The 16,752-nt window shown below is 62.8% G+C and carries 14 protein-coding genes, 1 pseudogene and 1 riboswitch; of the genes and pseudogenes, 6 read left to right on the forward strand and 9 right to left on the reverse strand.

Translation table 11 applies throughout. The annotated features are described in order from the left end of the window. Window positions 1-44 precede the first annotated feature (44 nt). From mftC to mftA, 3 genes are read right to left on the reverse strand one after another with little or no spacing between them, the layout of a single operon-like run. Window positions 45-1,439 carry a mycofactocin radical SAM maturase gene (gene mftC / locus CXY72_RS07790; protein WP_104127127.1) on the reverse strand — a complete coding sequence of 465 codons (1,395 nt, stop codon included), beginning with the start codon at window positions 1,437-1,439 and terminating at the stop codon, window positions 45-47. Further along, window positions 1,436-1,711: a mycofactocin biosynthesis chaperone MftB gene (gene mftB, locus CXY72_RS07795; RefSeq protein WP_104127128.1), complete on the reverse strand. Its 276-nt coding sequence runs from the start codon at window positions 1,709-1,711 to the stop codon at window positions 1,436-1,438. The genes mftC and mftB overlap by 4 nt, the downstream gene beginning before the upstream one ends. A gap of 9 nt (window positions 1,712-1,720) precedes the next feature. Then, complete coding sequence (gene mftA / locus CXY72_RS07800; RefSeq protein ID WP_104127194.1) at window positions 1,721-1,852, reverse strand: mycofactocin precursor MftA; 132 nt, start codon at window positions 1,850-1,852, stop codon at window positions 1,721-1,723. A gap of 93 nt (window positions 1,853-1,945) precedes the next feature. Between mftA and mftR the strand changes: the two genes are divergently transcribed. Both mftR and CXY72_RS07810 read left to right on the forward strand, forming a co-directional pair. Beyond that, window positions 1,946-2,584, forward strand: coding sequence for a mycofactocin system transcriptional regulator (gene mftR, locus CXY72_RS07805; protein WP_199183989.1), 639 nt, complete (start codon window positions 1,946-1,948; stop codon window positions 2,582-2,584). Further along, on the forward strand, window positions 2,581-4,242 hold the full coding sequence (locus CXY72_RS07810) for a GMC family oxidoreductase N-terminal domain-containing protein (RefSeq protein ID WP_199183990.1): 1,662 nt from the start codon (window positions 2,581-2,583) through the stop codon (window positions 4,240-4,242). The genes mftR and CXY72_RS07810 overlap by 4 nt, the downstream gene beginning before the upstream one ends. 203 nt (window positions 4,243-4,445) lie before the next feature. Here the strand turns inward: CXY72_RS07810 and CXY72_RS07815 are convergent, their stop codons facing one another. From CXY72_RS07815 to CXY72_RS07830, 4 genes are read right to left on the reverse strand one after another with little or no spacing between them, the layout of a single operon-like run. After that, a complete protein-coding gene (locus CXY72_RS07815) occupies window positions 4,446-5,471 on the reverse strand; it encodes a glycine betaine ABC transporter substrate-binding protein (protein WP_104127129.1) in 1,026 nt (341 codons plus the stop codon). Then, window positions 5,472-6,308: an ABC transporter permease gene (locus CXY72_RS07820; RefSeq protein ID WP_104127130.1), complete on the reverse strand. Its 837-nt coding sequence runs from the start codon at window positions 6,306-6,308 to the stop codon at window positions 5,472-5,474. Next, entirely contained in the window at window positions 6,305-7,579 is a 1,275-nt protein-coding gene (locus CXY72_RS07825; protein WP_104127197.1) for an ABC transporter ATP-binding protein, read from the reverse strand. Before CXY72_RS07825 ends, CXY72_RS07820 begins: the two co-directional genes overlap by 4 nt. A 28-nt stretch (window positions 7,580-7,607) precedes the next feature. After that, window positions 7,608-8,249 (reverse strand): ABC transporter permease, encoded by a 642-nt coding sequence (locus CXY72_RS07830; RefSeq protein WP_104127131.1) that lies wholly within the window; start codon window positions 8,247-8,249, stop codon window positions 7,608-7,610. 517 nt (window positions 8,250-8,766) lie between these two features. Here CXY72_RS07830 and CXY72_RS07835 point away from each other — a divergent pair. Further along, on the forward strand, window positions 8,767-11,838 hold the full coding sequence (locus CXY72_RS07835; RefSeq protein ID WP_104127132.1) for a glycoside hydrolase family 38 C-terminal domain-containing protein: 3,072 nt from the start codon (window positions 8,767-8,769) through the stop codon (window positions 11,836-11,838). Between the two features lie 23 nt (window positions 11,839-11,861). On the opposite strand, the gene CXY72_RS07840 is transcribed toward CXY72_RS07835, so the two are convergent. Then, the gene (locus tag CXY72_RS07840; protein ID WP_146071107.1) at window positions 11,862-13,013 is read right to left on the reverse strand and encodes an alpha/beta fold hydrolase; all 1,152 of its coding nucleotides are present in this window, start codon (window positions 13,011-13,013) and stop codon (window positions 11,862-11,864) included. A 357-nt stretch (window positions 13,014-13,370) separates the two neighbouring features. On the opposite strand from CXY72_RS07840, the gene CXY72_RS07845 reads away from it, so the two are divergent. The 3 genes and pseudogenes from CXY72_RS07845 to thiD form a co-directional block, all read left to right on the forward strand. Then, window positions 13,371-13,727, forward strand: coding sequence for a GntR family transcriptional regulator (locus CXY72_RS07845; protein ID WP_104127134.1), 357 nt, complete (start codon window positions 13,371-13,373; stop codon window positions 13,725-13,727). A 74-nt stretch (window positions 13,728-13,801) separates the two neighbouring features. Further along, window positions 13,802-14,728, forward strand: coding sequence for a hypothetical protein (locus CXY72_RS07850; protein ID WP_158252518.1), 927 nt, complete (start codon window positions 13,802-13,804; stop codon window positions 14,726-14,728). Between the two features lie 351 nt (window positions 14,729-15,079). Next, window positions 15,080-15,179, forward strand: a riboswitch (TPP riboswitch). Continuing rightward, a pseudogene (gene thiD, locus CXY72_RS07855) lies at window positions 15,162-16,007 on the forward strand (bifunctional hydroxymethylpyrimidine kinase/phosphomethylpyrimidine kinase); the annotation flags it as partial. Its footprint overlaps the riboswitch before it by 18 nt. 68 nt (window positions 16,008-16,075) lie before the next feature. Here thiD and thiE read toward each other — a convergent pair. Further along, entirely contained in the window at window positions 16,076-16,720 is a 645-nt protein-coding gene (gene thiE / locus CXY72_RS07860; protein ID WP_233197708.1) for a thiamine phosphate synthase, read from the reverse strand. Window positions 16,721-16,752: the final 32 nt, after the last annotated feature.

A 16,752-nucleotide genomic window follows, 5' to 3' on the forward strand; every position in this document is an offset into this window, starting at 1 on the left:
TCCTTTTTGTGATGCGTTCGATCCACGTCGTCGTGGACCGCGTTTCAACTGCAGCTGCACGCGCCTTTCCTGCCGCAACCGTAGCCGGATTTCGAACTCGCGAGCAGATTTATTCCGGCCCGGGGGCTCTCATTCAAGGCCCCTGCCGGTGGTTGTTCGGGCGTGAACCCGATGAGGGGGCCGACTTCGCAGTCGCTGGCGTTCACCGGAGCTATCCCGGCGCGACGGCTGAGCGTGAGCTGTATCGGTCCCGTTCCTTCGCGACCGGCTCGGGTAGTGCGGTGGGAGTGGTCGACGATTGATGATTTTGGAAGCTCCACCGCTGCGCCCGTGCGGTTCTTCAGCAGCTCTTCGCCGTAGCCCTGGACGCATTCCGGGTCTGGGCCGTCCAGCGGCAGCCCGGTGAAGAATTTGGCGGCCATGCAGCCGCCCTTGCAGGTGTCGAAGAACGTGCACGAGGTGCACGCTCCACCCGACTGTGGTTCGCGGAGTTTGAGAAAGAGTTCCGAGTGCTTCCAGACCTCTTGGAACCCGCCCTCTGAGCGCACATTGCCGGCAAGGAACTCTTCGTGGATGGCGAAGGGGCAGGCGTAGACGTCGCCGATGGGGTCGATGAGGCAGACGACACGGCCCGCGCCGCAGAGGTTGAGCCCGGGCAAGGCGTCACCAAAGGCGGAGAGGTGGAAGAACGAGTCGCCGGTGAGCACACCATCACCGTGCGCGACGAGCCAGTCGTAGAGTTCGCGCTGCTGCGCCTGGGTCGGGTGCAGTTCGTCCCAGACGTCCGCTCCGCGACCGGAGGGGCGCAGGCGGGTAAGCCGCAATTGCGCGTCAAACGTGTCGGCGATGGCTTTGAAATCGTCGAGCTGGCTGATGTTCTGGCTCGTGCAGACGACCGAGATCTTGAATCCCTTGAAGCCGGCGTCATACATGTTCTGCATGGCTTTCATGGCCGTGGCGTAGGAGCCGGGGCCGCGCACATGGTCGTTGACTTCGGCTGTGGCGCCGTCGAGCGAGATCTGCACGTCGACGTAGTCGCTTCTGACGAGGCGCTGGGCAATCTCCGGGGAGATTTTCACGCCGTTGGTGGAGAATTTGACTCCGACGTGGTGTGCGGAGGCGTAGTCGACGAGCTCCCAGAAATCGGAACGCACGGTCGGTTCGCCGCCGCCGATGTTGACGTAGAAGACCTGCATCCGCTCGAACTCGTCGATGACGGCCTTCGCCTCTGCCGTCGTCAGCTCGCGAGGATCTCGGCGCCCGGAACTGGAGAGGCAGTGCACGCAGGACAGATTGCAGGCATACGTGAGCTCCCAGGTCAGACAGATGGGGGCGTCGAGGCCGTATTCGAAGAGATCGACAAGACGCTCGGTTTTGCGGGGAGTGTCTTTCGGGGCGAGAACGAAGGGGGATGTGGGGGGTGCATCGAGAAGCGTCATGAGGCCCTTTCGATGACCATGGAGGATTTCGCGAGTGTGCTGAGGGCGCGCTGGTAGCGGGGAAGATCGCTCTCAGCGATGCCAGCGGCTGTGCAGGCTGCACGAGCAGTCGGGGCGTCTGCGAGAGTTCTCACGACGGCGAGAAGCGTCGTGTCCTTCAGGAACGAGAGCTTGCGGGTGCCGAAATGGTAGAGCAACGCGCCGAACGGCTCCGGGCGAACGGACACCTGGGGATGAAGATCCCATCCCCGGTCAAGATTCAGATCGGGCATGTCAGCGATTTAGTAGACGCCGCACATGCCATCGATCGAGATCTCCTCGACCAGAGTGTCGGATTCGAGATCGAACCCGACAGATTGTTCCGGGGCGGCGGGTGCAGACTCGGTGGGACTGGTCTTTTTTGCGGAAACCATGTGGTTCTCCTTGCGATAGAAATCGACATCAGTGGCGAAAGCTTGGTGCATGCATCAGACTAGTGGCACTCAGTGCCGAAAAAGAAGGGGCACATGCAGATGAATGAGCGTTCTGTGGCACCGCGGATGGGCCGGCAGCCGCTGACGACCCGCGCCGCCCTGAGCCACGCCGCGCTTCAACTTTTTCTTGAGCGCGGTTTTGAACAAACGACCGTCGATGACATTGCCAGCGCCGCCGGAATTGGGCGTCGGACCCTGTTTCGATATTTTCCCTCCAAGAACGATCTGCCTTGGGGGGACTTCGAAGCTGAACTTGCACGTATGCGAGCGTTTCTGGCCGCTACCGACGCGACCATGTCCGTCGTCGATGCGCTCGCAGCGGCGGTCATCGAATTCAACCGATTCCCGCCCGAGGAAGTTCCCTATCATCGCGAGCGGATGAACCTGCTGTTGAACGTTCCGGCGCTGGTGGCGCACTCCACCCTCCGCTACGCCGAGTGGCGGCGGGTCGTTTCTGACTTCGCGGCTGGTCGACTGGGAGTCGCTGTCGACGCGATCGAACCGACGGTGATCGGTTGGGTATTCCTCGGTGCATCGCTGGCGGCGTACGAGCAGTGGCTCAGAACTAACGACTCAGACCTCATCGAGCTGCTGGAGTCGGCCCTTGTGCTACTTCGGGAGGGGTTTGCACCGGGTCGCTCACCAAGCGTTGAACCTGGCGGACGGACGTGAATTTCACGGAGCCAGCGTCGGACCTGAACTATGACGTGATCGTGGTCGGCGCCGGCGCGGCCGGAGCCCCGCTCGCCGCCCGACTGAGTGAAGATCCCAACAGGCGGGTTCTGCTCCTCGAGGCGGGACCGGTGCCGTCGTCTTCCGGCGGGTTCCCGCCCGAGTTGCTCGATGCTGGAACCGTGCAGGGAGCGATGCCGGGGCATCCGCAGAATTGGTCGTTCACCGGTCATCTCACCCCAAAACTTGCCTACTCGATCGCGCGCGGTCGGATCCTTGGCGGATCATCGACGATCAACGGCTCATACTTCATTCGTGCCAGAACAGCCGACTTCGATTCTTGGTCGATCGGGTCACCCGAGTGGGCCTGGGAGAAGGTGTTGCCGTTCTATCGCCGGATCGAAACCGACCTGCAATATGGCGAAACTGCCGTTCACGGTGGCGCGGGGCCGATGGTCGTCGGTCGGCCCCCGCAGGGCCATCCGGTGACCGTCGCCTTTCGCGCGGCGGCCGCGGAGCTGGGCTTCGCCGAAGAACCCGACAAGAATGACCAGGCATTGCCTGGACACGGGCCGCTGCCGATGAACACCCGCGATGGAGTGCGTCAGAACACCGGGATCGCCTACCTGAATCCGGTGCGACAGCGCGCCAACCTCACTGTGTGGGGTGACAGCTATGTTCGCCGCGTGCTGTTCGCGGGAACGAGAGCTATCGGTGTCGAGGTCGCGCGCGGCGGCAGGATCGTTCAGTTACACGGCCGGGAGATTGTGCTCTCGGCGGGTGCGATCAAGTCACCTCACCTGCTCTTGGTTTCCGGGGTGGGCCCCCGGGAACAGCTGGAACGATTTGGCATTCCGGTCGTGCGCGACCTGCCCGGGGTCGGGGCAAATTTCAGCGATCACCCGGATATTGCCGTGCTGTGGCAGCCGCGCCGACAGATCGTTGACTACCGCACGTCGCAGTCGATGGCGGCCTGCCTGAACTTCACGGCGACCGGTTCCACGGCGCCCGGGGATCTGGAGATTCTCCCGATGCTCAAACCCATGGGGTATCTGTTGACCGGCAGCGCGCGCGGTATCATGGTCGGGGTGCGGGCCGCAGCGCGGCATCCGCTTCGATCACTTCGGGCGATGCGCGGGGTATCGATGCGGCGCTTCGCGAAACAGATCGCCCACCGCGGGGACCTCGCGCTGCTTGTCGCCGTGCAGTCAGAGACCTCGCGCGGACGTATCAGCCTGGAGTCGGACGACCCCGCCGCGCAACCGCGCATCGACTACAACTACCTGTCGACCGAATGCGACCTCGAACGCATGCGCGAAGTTGTGCGGGTGGCGGTACGTTTGTTGCGAACGGATGCCTACAAACATCTGTTTAGGCGATTGACCGAACTGAGCGACATCGTGCTCGAGAGCGATGACCTGCTCGACGACTGGCTACGCTCCCACCTCGGCACCGCTATTCACCTGTGCGGCAGTGCACGGTTCGGGCCGGCAGATGATCCGGGGGCCGTCGTCGATCAATATGGGCGCGTGCACGGTGTCGAGGGGCTGCGCGTCGCCGACACCTCGATTCTGCCGACTACGCCCGTGCGCGGACCGGCCGCGACCGCCGTTCTTGTTGGGGAGCGGGTGGCCGACTTTATTCGCCGCGGAATGTAGGCGTACCTGCTATTGCCTCTACCTTCATGACTGCCCGGGCCGCGGCTTCAGCGGAACCTTCCCGATGAGGGCTGGCCGGCCGAGATTTTCAACCCCGCCACGTGGGGCTTGAAGAAGAATCATGTCGCACAAAACCCAACCCAAAAAACGTATGCTGAGCGGCATATCCGGAACTGTGATCAAAGCTCGCCAGGAAGCTCCCGCTAGGCGGCCGGGTCAGTGATGAAACCTTCGTCGATCATCCAGGCGTAGGCCACATCGGCGGGTTCGGCACCGTCGACGTCGACTTGACGGTTCATGCCGCGCAGAACCTCGTCGGTGAGTTTGGGCGATATTTTGGCGAAGATCTTTTCCAGGCCGGGATGCGCCGTGAGCGTTTCGGTGTAAAAGATCGGTGCCACGTTGTATGCCGGAAAAAATGCGAGGTCATCGGTCAGGACGGTGAGGTCGAGCGCGTCGAGGCGACCGTCGGTGGTAAAGACTTCACCGAAGTTGCAGGCGCCGTCGTTGGTCGCGCTGTAGATCGCACCGGTGTCGTAGACGCCGATGTTGCTGTCGGGCACGCCGTCGGAGGCGCCACGTTCCAATCCGTAGTGGGCGAGCATGGGGTTCATGCCGTCCGGCCTGGAGTTGAATTCGGCTTCAACGCAGAAGGTGCGGTCCTCGACGGGCAGTGCGGCAAGTTCGGACATGGCGGTGATGCCGCCGAGTTCGGCGACCGCCTCACTGCGTACGGCTAGGGCGTAGGTGTTGTTCATCGGTGCTGGTGCGCCCCAGGTGACACCGTTTTTGAGGTCGAGGTCGTGCACGGCTTGCCACATTTCGTCCTGGTCGGTGATTGCCTCTGTCTGACCGAGGTAGGTCAGCCACGTGGTTCCGGTGTAATCCCAGAGCACGTCGGCCTGTCCCGAGAGAAGCAGATCGCGGGCCGGCTGGCTGCCGGGCACATTGCTGAGGTCCGTGACGTCGAATCCTGCGGCGGTCCCGGCGAGCACCGCGATCTTGCCGAGCAATAGCTGCTCAGTGAAGTTCTTGGATGTGACCGTGAGGTTGACGCCCTCGGCGCCGTCGAGCGGGGTGATCGACCCGGGTCCAACCGCGGGAACGTATGAGGTCGCCGGCTGCAGACCGCAGCCGGTCAGGGCGAGGGCCGTCACGGCGAGCACACTCACCGACAGGCCCCAGCGGCCGAGGTGTCTGCGACGGGTGTGAAAAGCGGGGCGGTGCATCTAGAGTCCCTTCGGGCGGGCGACGTGTTCTACCACGCGGCCGATCCAGTCGATGAGGAGGGCCAGTAGAGCCACGAGTAGGGCTCCGGTGACGAGCACGGGGGTGAGGCTGAGATTGACACCGGTGGTGATGAGAATGCCGAGTCCGCCGCCGTTGACGAACGTGGCGAGGGCTGCGGTGCCGACCAAAAGAACGAGGGCGGTACGCACGCCCGACAGCATGACCGGCACGGCGAGAGGTAGTTCCACGCGAAAGAGCACGGCTGTGGAACTCATACCCATGCCGCGTCCGGCTTCGATGAGGCGAGCGTCGACCTGCTGCAGACCGACCATGGTGTTTCGCAGCACCGGGAGCACTGCGTAGAGCACAAGGCTCAACGTCGCCGCCCAAAAGCCGAAGCCGACCCAGAATGCCAGGAGTACGACGACGCCGATCGCGGGGGCAGCCTGCCCGACGTTGGCGATCGCAAGCACCGGAGCGGTCAGAAACCGCAGGGGTCGTCGGGTCAGGGCGATTCCCAAAGGAATTGCGATGACCAGAACGATCGCCGCGGCGAGGAGAGTGAGTTGGATGTGCTCCACGGTGTAAACCCAGAGCGCGTCCGGGGCGAGGGTGGTGAGTTCGATCGCGGAGAGGTTGGCCGTCAGCAGCCAGATGACGAGCGCGGCGAACGCGAGCAGGATGCCGGCCAGCTGGTAGACCAGTCCCCGCCAGGATTGCCAGACCGCGCGAGTCTGACTGACCGGTACGGCCGGCGCGGCCGGGTCGCCGGGTGTTTCGACGGCGGAGTCGCCGCCGGCAATGCCGGCTTCTGCAGTCAGGGCGCGGGTGCTCATCGACTGGCCCGCGCGTCGGCGCCATCGCTATCGGTCTCATTCAGTTCGGTGGCAGGCGCCTGCGCTTGGAACACGCCGGTGTTCAGTCCGACGGGCGCTTGGTCCGACTCGAGTACGGCAGCGGTCTGCGACCGGGTAATGGCGTCCATGACGGTCTGTACGTCGATGACGCCCTTGAACATGTCGCGGCGGCCCGTGACGAGCGCGGCCCCGGCGCTGGAGACGAGCATTATGTCGAGTGCGTCATTGAGCGTGGCACGGTAGCCGACGACCGGAAGTTTCGGGTCGGGAACGCTGCTGATGACCTCGAGGCGGCCGAGCTTGCGCCGGGAGAGCCACTGGATGGGACGGTGACGCTCATCGACGATGACCGCGTGACCGTGGCCGGCGGTGATGAGGCGGGCCAGGACATCCGCTGCCCGTTCGCCGGGGCTTCCCACGACGGCGTCACCGAACCCGACCTCTGCCACCCGGGTCAGGGTGAGCTGTTTGAGGCCGGCGCCGGACCCGATGAAGTTTTCGACGAACTCGTTGGCCGGGTCGCCGAGGATGCGTTCCGGGGTGTCGTACTGTTCGAGCTGGGCGCCCTCGTTGAAGATGGCGATCCAGTCGCCGAGCTTGACGGCTTCGTCGAAGTCGTGCGTGACGCAGACGATGGTCTTCTGTAGTTCTTCCTGAATGTTGAGCAGTTCGTCCTGCAAGCGTAGGCGGGTGATCGGGTCGACGGCGCCAAACGGCTCGTCCATGAGCAGCACGGGCGGGTCGGCCGCGAGGGCACGCGCCACTCCGACGCGTTGCTGCTGACCGCCGGAAAGTTCCTTGGGGTACCGATTTCGGTAGAGCGCCGGGTCGAGGGAGACGAGCTCGAGGAGTTCGTCGACGCGGGCCGTGATGCGGGCCTTGTCCCAGCCGAGCATTTTCGGCACAAGGCCGATGTTGGTGGCCACCGTCATGTGCGGGAAGAGTCCGCCGGCCTGAATGACATAGCCGATGCCGCGGCGCAGGGTATCGCCATTCATATTGGTGACATCGTCCCCGTCGACGACGATGCGGCCTTCGGAGGGTTCGATGAGCCGGTTGATCATCTTAAGGGTGGTGGTCTTGCCGCAGCCCGAGGGGCCGACGAGCATGACGATCTTGCCGGCCGGGATCTCCATGGTGAGACCGTCGACGGCGGGGCGCGCCTGGCCGGGGAAACGCTTGGTGACGTGGTCCAGCAGGATGTTCGCGCCGGTGATGCCGGTCGGGGTGGTGGAACCTTCGGGGCTCATGGATTCAGCGCTGTTGGATGTAATGAGTTCAGACACGGATACCTCGGGGTGTGGTCAGGCGGCCCAGGCCGACGAGAAGAAGATCAAGAATAAGAGCGAGCACGACAACGCCGATGACGCCCGTCAGTACCGACTCGAGGGAGTTGGCGCCGCCGAGGCGGGAGAGGCCGGAAAAGATGAATCCGCCCAGGCCCGGGCCGAGGGAATACGCGGCGATCGCGGCGATTCCCATGACCATTTGAGCGGATACCCGAATACCGGTGAGGATGATTGGCCACGCCATTGGCAGTTCCACCTGCAGGAGCGTGCGGAACCGGCTCATGCCGATGCCGCGCGCGGATTCCACGATCGACGGTGCTATACCCGCCAATCCCACGACCGCGTTGCGCAGAATGGGCAGAGTGGCGAAGAACGCCACGACAATGACGGCCGGAACCACGCCGAAGCCAAGCGGCGCGATGAGCAGCCCGATGAACGCAAACGACGGGATAGTCAATCCAATGGCCGACACCGAGTTGGCGATCCCGGTGAGCGCGGAACTACGGTAGACCACCGCGGCCAGCACGACAGCGAGGACAGTTGCCAGGATCAGGCACTGCACGACGAGACTAAAGTGTTGCCAGCTGCTGAACAGGATCTGCTCATACTGAGCTCCTAAAAAATCCCACACATCAAAACCCCTTTGCTTCGATCACACACTGATTTCCCGCCACCGGCACGGGCACAACTGGAGGCGCCGATGCGGAGCTGGAGGGGACGCGGGCTGAGAGCCATAGGCGAAGATGCATCCTAGTCTCGCACGGCCATCCCCCGATGGGCGCAGCAAGACGTTACGGTTCGATCACGTGCGCCGACTCTCCCGCGGGGAAACCTTCACGCGCAGAGCGGATTTAACCAGGCAGTGGTTTCGACACGATCCGGCGTGCACACCGACCCGGCGGTTATTGACGCTGTATATTTTCTGGCCTTTTTTGGAAGTCTCAGTCCTGTTACATTCCTAGAGTAAATCTGGACAGCAAGTAGTTCAACCGTTGTTTGTATGGAATACGCAGAATCACCGGCAACGATGCCAAGGAGCACAGCGTCAGGGACTCAGGCAACTCATGAAAGAGTCGCGTGTTCTCGCCGGATCCTCGGCCATGGCCAATGCCGTCACGCTCTGACCCTTCCAGCGCAAGGAGCACCAAGTGCACGACAATTCCGCCCTCATTCGAGCCCGCATCCGTCGTTTCGTCAGCGAGCGGGTCGCCCCGGCGCTGTACCGGGTTTCGTCACCGCTGACCATTAGCGCGTGGGAAGTTCCCGACGAGCCCGTGCCGTTTTCTGAGGCGCAAGGTCAGGATTTCATTCCGTTCAGCATCGGCCAACATTGGGGCAAGCCCTGGGGCACGACGTGGTTCCACATCACCGGCCTGGTTCCCGCCGACTGGTCTCGGTTTCACGACCTCCACACGCGCACGGAAGTCATCGTGGACCTCGGTTTTCTGTCGCGTCAGGCCGGGTTCCAGGCGGAAGGTCTGGTCTTCACCCCGCAGGGGCACATCGTGAAAGCTGTGGAGCCGTTCAATAACTATGTGCCGCTGATCGCCCAGCCGGGAGAGCAGGTCGATATCTACATTGAAGCTGCGTCCAACCCCGACGTGGGACGTGACTGGGGCTTTCAGCCGACACCCGTGGGCGACAAGGCTACGGCGGGCATCGAACCGATCTACCGCCTGCGCCGCATGGACATTGCCTTGCTCGACACCCAAGTGTGGAAACTAGACCGGGACGTGTGGACATTGTTCGGCCTGATGGAACAGCTGAGCCCTGACCTACCGCGTACCGCTGAGATTCTTCGGGCGCTGGAAAAAATGACCGACCAAATGGACCCCGAGGATGTGAGCGGCACGGCATCCCGTGGTCGCGCTTTGCTGGCGCCCCTTCTGGCGCAGCCCGCCTACGCCAGCGCTCACCGAGTCATCGCTGTCGGGCATGCCCACCTCGACTCGGCCTGGCTCTGGCCGGTGCGTGAAACCATTCGCAAGTGTGCGCGCACGTTTTCAAACGTGTTACACCTGATGGATGAAGACCCCGACTTCATCTTCGCCTGTTCGTCGGCGCAACAGTATTCATGGATGAAGCAGCACTATCCGGAGCTGTTTGAACGAATCCGTACGCGCGTACTCGAGGGCCGTTTCGTTCCGGTGGGCGGCATGTGGGTCGAATCCGATACCAACATGCCCAGCGGGGAGTCGCTGGCTCGGCAGCTGCTCGTGGGCAAGGCTTTCTTCATGCAGGAGTTCGGCATCGAACCCCTCGAAATCTGGCTGCCAGACTCGTTTGGATACACGGCGGCATTCCCGCAAATCGTGACCGCGGCCGGATCGAAGTACTTCCTCACCCAAAAAATCAGTTGGAACGAAACCAACACCATGCCTCACCATACCTTTGCGTGGGAGGGAATTGACGGCACTCAGGTTTTCACCCACTTTCCGCCGGTCGATACCTATAACTCCCTGCTATCTGGGGAAGAATTGGCCCGGGCTCAACGCCAATATTCCGAGAAGGGTGCGTCAAACGTGTCGCTGGTGCCGTTCGGTTATGGAGACGGTGGCGGTGGGCCCAATCGGGAGATGCTCGCAGCGGCGGAACGCACGCGTTCTCTCGAGGGCTCACCGACCGTGCGTATGGCCAGCCCGCGGGCGTTCTTCGAGGAGGCGGAGGCGACGTATGCCAATCCGCCCGTGTGGTCGGGGGAGCTCTACCTGGAATTTCACCGGGGCACCTACACGTCGCAGTCCAGGACCAAATCCGGAAACCGTCGCAGCGAGCATCTGCTTCGAGAGGCCGAGCTCTGGGCATCAACGGCGTACTTTTATGCCGGCGCTGACTACCCCTACGAACGACTGGCTACCGCTTGGCAGACCGTGTTGCTCAATCAATTTCACGACATTCTGCCCGGAAGCTCTATCGCGTGGGTGCATCAGGTTGCTGAAGCGGCCTACGAGACCGTGCGAATCGATCTCGAAGACCTGATCGCGACATCCGTGGCGGCGCTCGCCTCCTCGGCGCAAACGGATGCAACGCCGGTGAGCTTCAATGCGTCACCATTCCCAGTAGCGGGAGTGCCTGCCCTGTCTGCTGCGCCGCGGATACCAACCGGAGCCGTGCGCCTACATCAGGCCGATGGGGGGTTCGTGCTCGAGAACGACGTCGTGCGGGCATCCATCGATGCACGCGGGCTCCTCATTTCCTTGGTAGATCGCGTGAGCGGAAGAGAAGCCGTGCCCGCGGGGCAAGCGGGCAATGTGCTCCAACTTTTTCGGGATACCCCGACGCAGTGGGACGCGTGGGACATCGACGAGCACTACGACCGAAACGGCGTGGAACTTCTAGAAGCAGAAGAAGTCACGGTGCTCGTGCAGAGTTCAGGACTGGTCACGGTGCGCGTGACGCGCCGCTTCGGGGGGTCATCCGTTCAGCAGGACCTGACCGTACTCAGTGACCAGCCGAGCCTGGACATCGTGACGACGGTTGACTGGCATGAGCGTCACAAATTGTTGAAGTTGGCTTTTCCGCTCGACGTGCACGCTGACCGCGCTGCGTCAGAAATACAGTTTGGCCACATTTATCGGCCGACCCACGTCAACACGTCCTGGGATGCTGCCCGTTTCGAGACCTGCGCACACCGGTGGGTTTTCGTCGGGGAGCCGGGCTTCGGGATTGCGATTGCCAACAACTCAACCTACGGGCATGACATCAGCCGCACTACACGAGTCGGGGGAGGAACGACCACGACTGTGCGGGAGTCACTGCTGCGTGCGCCGACGTTCCCTGACCCAACTGCGGATCAAGGAGTGCACACGCTTCGCACTTCGATCAGCCTGACGCCAGACGTACTCGGAGCGGCGGCGCAGGGCTACCGGATCAACCTGCCGCTGCGCGACGTGGGCGGCGCAGCGGTGAAACCCGTAGTCGTGAGCGAGTGCCCATCGATCGTGGTCGAAGCTGTAAAACTGGCTGAAGACCGTTCCGGTAACCTTATCGTGCGACTGTCCGAGGCGAGCGGTTCGCGCTCCACTGGCACTGTCAGCTTCGGCTTCACTGTCTCAGAAATCGTCGAGACTGATCTGCTCGAACGAACTGTCGCCCCGGTAGCTGTGCAGTCGACAAGCGATGCTGGTGGTCGACTGGTGCTGCGTGCCTTCCAGATCATCACCCTGCGAGTTGCCCGTTCTGCCCAAGAAGGCGAGGGGAGCCTGCGCCACCATTCGTAGGCAGGCTCCCGTCGTTGGCGTGACTATCTGCGGAACACTTTGTGCAGCCAGTCGTTGAGCGGTCGCAGAGCCGAAGGTGCATAGACGTGCTCGAGGGTGACCGCATGCGCGACGGTGGGCAACGTAACCTGGTCAACGCTTGCGGCGCCGGTGAAGAGAGACGCTTGATCCGGGCCGGCCGGAACAGGGAATAAAGCGTCGCTTCCTCCGGCGATAATCAGGACTGGAACCTTGATCGATGGAACATTCACCAAGTTGACGGCCACAGCCGGAGCGAACGATGCTGTATCACCGCACGGATCAATAGTCAGCAACTGCAATGCCGCACTCTGCACGGCTGGTTCAGTGCTATTGAATAAGGCGGCCGCAGCTCCGCTTGGTGGTCCGAAGGGAGCGTAACCCGCTGGTCCGACGGCGCCGACGCGCAGGCCCCCGCTTGCGCATACATTTGCGGCAAAGGCGGAATTGTCTCGCAGAAGCTGGGATTGCACGCGATCGGCATAGCCGATGACAATCAATCCGTCGATGTCGCCGAACGAGTACGCCGCGACCTGGGCGATCTGGCCACCGTAGGAGTGACCGGCGAGGACGACTCGTGAAAACTCCGGAGCCTGCCCCGAGGGGTTCACCTGGTAGGAGCCCGCGCGCAGTGCGAGCACGATCTGGTGGGCAATATCAGCCTGGGAGCCAACGCAGATGCTGTTTCCCTCGGCTTTGTCGCTGCTGCCGTATCCGAGGCGGTCGATGACAACCGACACCTGACCGGCCTTCGCCTGATTGGCGGCGAAGTCGTAATTTTGCGCTTGGGCGAAGTTCCAGAAGAACTCCCCGAAACTCAGACCGTGCAAGTACAGAGTCGCGCCGGTGGCCTTTTCTCGCTCGAGAACCTGGGTGGGGCCGACGATGTGACCGCGGACGGTATAGGTTTTGCCGTCACTGGCGCAGGCCACTTTTGAACGATTGACATTCTGAACCTCGAAGGAAACCGGCAGGCTGGTGACCGCATCAGCCTTGATTCTGGAGACATCTTGGTCTGCAGCTGCAGCAGACGTCGGTGGCATCGCCGCGTTGAGCACGCTGGTCGTACCCAGAAACAACGCCACCACGGCAACAACTGCCAGCGCCGATCTGCTGGGACGAAGACGTTTCTTAACAGATGAATTAGAACGGGACACGGTGTTCTCCAAACGAAAGTGACAGGGCCCCAGTCAGCACCGCGGAGCGCGTGGGGTGGGGCCGTCTTGCAAAAGGACACGCCTCGACATCGAGATCATGTGCGGGCGCGGGGCCGGTACTGGGGTAAGCCGGCGAACGGGTAAGGCACTTTTCGTCAGCGTAACCCGAACGGGGGGTGCCGACAAGAGGCGCCAGAGGAATCACCGATGCGGCATGACCGACAACGGGGACATCGCGGCGGGATTAATGTTCTGGCGGTGCCACTGCTCTGAAACCTCCGCCCGGTGCCCGGCAATTCCCAAGAAGAGGGACTGATCAGATGTGAGAGTCTGTATTGTTCTAGTAGTGTTGCAAACATGTTGTTCGTAGTGGATGCAGCTCTGACAGTGTCGCTGGCGGAGCAGATCGCGGTACAGGTGCGTGCGGGGGTCGTGAATGGTGAGCTCCAGCCTGGCGATCGGCTGCCTCCGGCTCGTGACCTGGCAAAGTCTCTGCGCGTGAATATGCACACGGTATTGCGTGCCTACGCGGAGCTGCGGGACGACGAGGTCATTGAAATGCGTCAGGGGCGCGGGGCGTTCGTGCGTCAAGACGCTGGCGCCGGACTTATCCGAGTGACCGAACTGGCCGCCCAATTGAAGTACGAGGCGCGCAAGCTTGGGCTGACGCAGCCAGAAATTTTGCGATTGATGCAGAGGGGTGGGACTACGTGAGTGGTAAAAGTGGGAATTCGGAGAGAGCTCGGAGGGCCCTGGCCGGGGCCTCGTTGTGCGTGCCGGTGTTGGTGGTGATCATCTCGTGGTGGACCTGGCGCGATCATCTTCCGGCCGAACTCGCGTCGCATTGGTCGAGTTTGGGGCCAGCGGATGACGCGATGGCTGCGGGCGCGCTGCTCGCCCTGAATCTCGTTCTGACGGGTGTGCCGGCCGTTGCCGGCGTCGCGATCGGTTTGTGGCCCGGAATCAGCGCGCGGGCCAGGCGAGGTGTTTTTTTCTTTCTGGGTGTGTTCGGCGGGATGGGCGCTACCACTTGGTTGCTCTCCGTTGGTCTGACGATCCAGATGGGCGACCCGTATGAGGTTGTACTCGGGCCTTGGGTCATAGTGTCTTTTGTCGCGGCCGGATACGGGTTCATTCCATTCGCTATCTCACCCAAGCCCCGTCTCGAGGCGACGGATGTCGAGAGGCGATTCAAGTTCGCGCCCAGTGAGAGTGGAGCATGGTCCCAAACAATCACGGGAACTCTGTTTGCCTGGGCAACGATTGGATTGATCATTTTAGGCGCTGTGCTCTACGGACCCGCGATCATCGACGGGCGCATCATCGGCGGACTCCTTGGGATGATCACGATAGCTGTAGCGATTCTCGTGGTGGCACTGTTCATCCGTCTGCGCGTGACTGCGGATTGGCGCGGCCTGCGGGTGGTCTCGGCAATATTTCGGATTCCGCTGAAACGCATCCGTCTCGACGCGATCGACGTGATCGAGGCGGCGGAACTACGACCCACCGAGTGGGGCGGGTGGGGCTATCGCATCATGCCCGGACGATCAGCAGTCATCCTCCGAAAGGGACCCGGGCTGATTGTGACGACAACGAACGAGAAGCAGTTCGCGATCAGTCTCGACGATCCCGAAACGCCGGCAGCGCTGCTGGCCACTCTCCGAGACAACAACAACGCAGCACTGCGTGCGGCGGCAAAAGACGTCAAGTCATGACGCCGATGACCAGCAGAACAGGCTGAAGCCCGACTGGTTTCAGCAGGCGCATGCTGCTTGGCTCTCACTGCCGTCGGTTGAGCCACGCTTTGATGAAGCAATTCATGCTCCAACCAGTCTAAGGGTCTGCGCGCCGCACGACAAGCGTCGCCCTCGCCCTGCGTGGTCGGGCGGCAATCGACGGCCACCTGGCCGCGCTGCGTGCACTAGCGGGGTAAAGCCGCCGGGACCGTGCACGCGGATTGCTCGACCGATGGCTGCGCAGGCGCTCTACCAGCGTGCGTCAGTGTAGGAGAGCCACTATGTAGCAATAGCGGCGGTTGTGCGCTGAATGCGCGCGCATATAGGGTGAATGTTGACACGGGGTGCCGCACATAGTGTGCGTGCTGAGATCAATACCCGTCGAACCTGTCTAGTTAGTACTAGCGAAGGAATGTCACGGATGACTGATCGAACCTCCCAGCTCGCGTTGCGGCAAACGCCACGAATTTTGAGTATCGCCGGAACCGATCCGACCGGCGGCGCCGGGATTCAGGCCGACCTGAAGAGCATTGCGGCCAACGGCGGCTACGGTATGGCGGTGATCAGTGCTCTGGTCGCGCAGAATACGCGCGGGGTGCGCTCGGTGCACACCCCGCCTGTGGATTTTCTGCGCGCACAGTTGAACGCCGTGAGCGACGATGTGACCATTGACGCCGTCAAGATCGGCATGCTCGCTCAACTCGACGTCATTACCGAGGTGCGCTCCTGGCTCGGGGAGTGTCGACCGCCCCTGGTGGTGCTCGACCCGGTGATGGTAGCAACGAGTGGTGACCGGCTGCTTGACCGCTCAGCCGAGCAGGCGCTGCGCGACCTGATCCCTCAGGTCGATCTCGTCACGCCCAACGTTCCCGAGCTGGCTGTTCTGCTCGACGAGCACCCGGCGGCCACCTGGGCGGAGGCCCTGGAGCAGGGCGGAAGGTTGTCTGCTCGCACCGGTGTCACCGTGCTGGTCAAGGGCGGCCATCTCAACGAAACCAGCTGCCCGGATGCCCTGGTCAACACCCAGGGGCTGCTGTCGCACAGCGTGGTCGAGGTTGCGTTGCCACGTATCCGCACCAGGAACACGCACGGCACCGGATGCTCGCTCTCCTCAGCCATGGCCACGGTGCAGGCGAGAACCGGTGACTGGGCTCAGTCCCTCGTCGAGGTCAAAGACTGGCTCCAGGACGCCCTGGCCCACGCCGACGACCTCGAGGTCGGCCAGGGAAATGGCCCGATTCACCACTTTCATCGGCTGTTCGCCCGTGCAACAGCGGCATCCGCTCTGACCGCAGGCGTGCGATGAACGCGGTACGGTCGGTGGAACTACCCGAGCGGCGGGAGGCTGGCGAGCAGGCGCTGCGCGGCATCCGTCGGGTCGTCGGCGTCGGTGATCGCGCGCACCACCACTACCCGGGTGGCGCCGGCGTCGACCACTTGGTCGATGGTGCCCAGGTCGATGCCGCCGATGGCAAACCAGGGGCGCAGGCTGCCGACGGTGGCGCTCTGCGCGGTCGCATAGCGCAGCAGGTCGGTGCCGACCGCTGCCCGGCCGGGTTTCGTTGGCGTAGCCCAGACCGGGCCGACACAGAAATAGTCGAGGTTATCGGCGGTGACGGCGGCATCCACTTGTTCGGTGGTGTGGGTGGACAAGCCGATCCGCGCAGCCGTGCCGAGCAGTGTGCGCGCGGCGGGCAGCGGCAGGTCGGTCTGGCCGACATGAAAAACCGGCGCGCCGGAGAGGCTGGCGATATCCGCTCGGTCGTTGACCGCCCAGAGCCGGGCGTGACGGTCGGCGACCGTGTGCAGAACCTCGAGATAGTGAAGTTCCTCGGCCGCGTCGATATTCTTATCGCGCAGTTGGATGATGTCGACCCCGCCGGCGAAGGCGGCATCCACGAAGTCGGCGAAATCGCCGCGATTCCTTCTCGCATCGGTGCAGAGATACAGCCGGGCGGTGATGGGGTCCATGCGACCAACCCTAAGGGGCGCTGCCGTGGCAT

Origin of the sequence: Cryobacterium sp. Y57 (assembly GCF_002929505.1) — a bacterium.
Lineage (GTDB): Bacteria > Actinomycetota > Actinomycetes > Actinomycetales > Microbacteriaceae > Cryobacterium.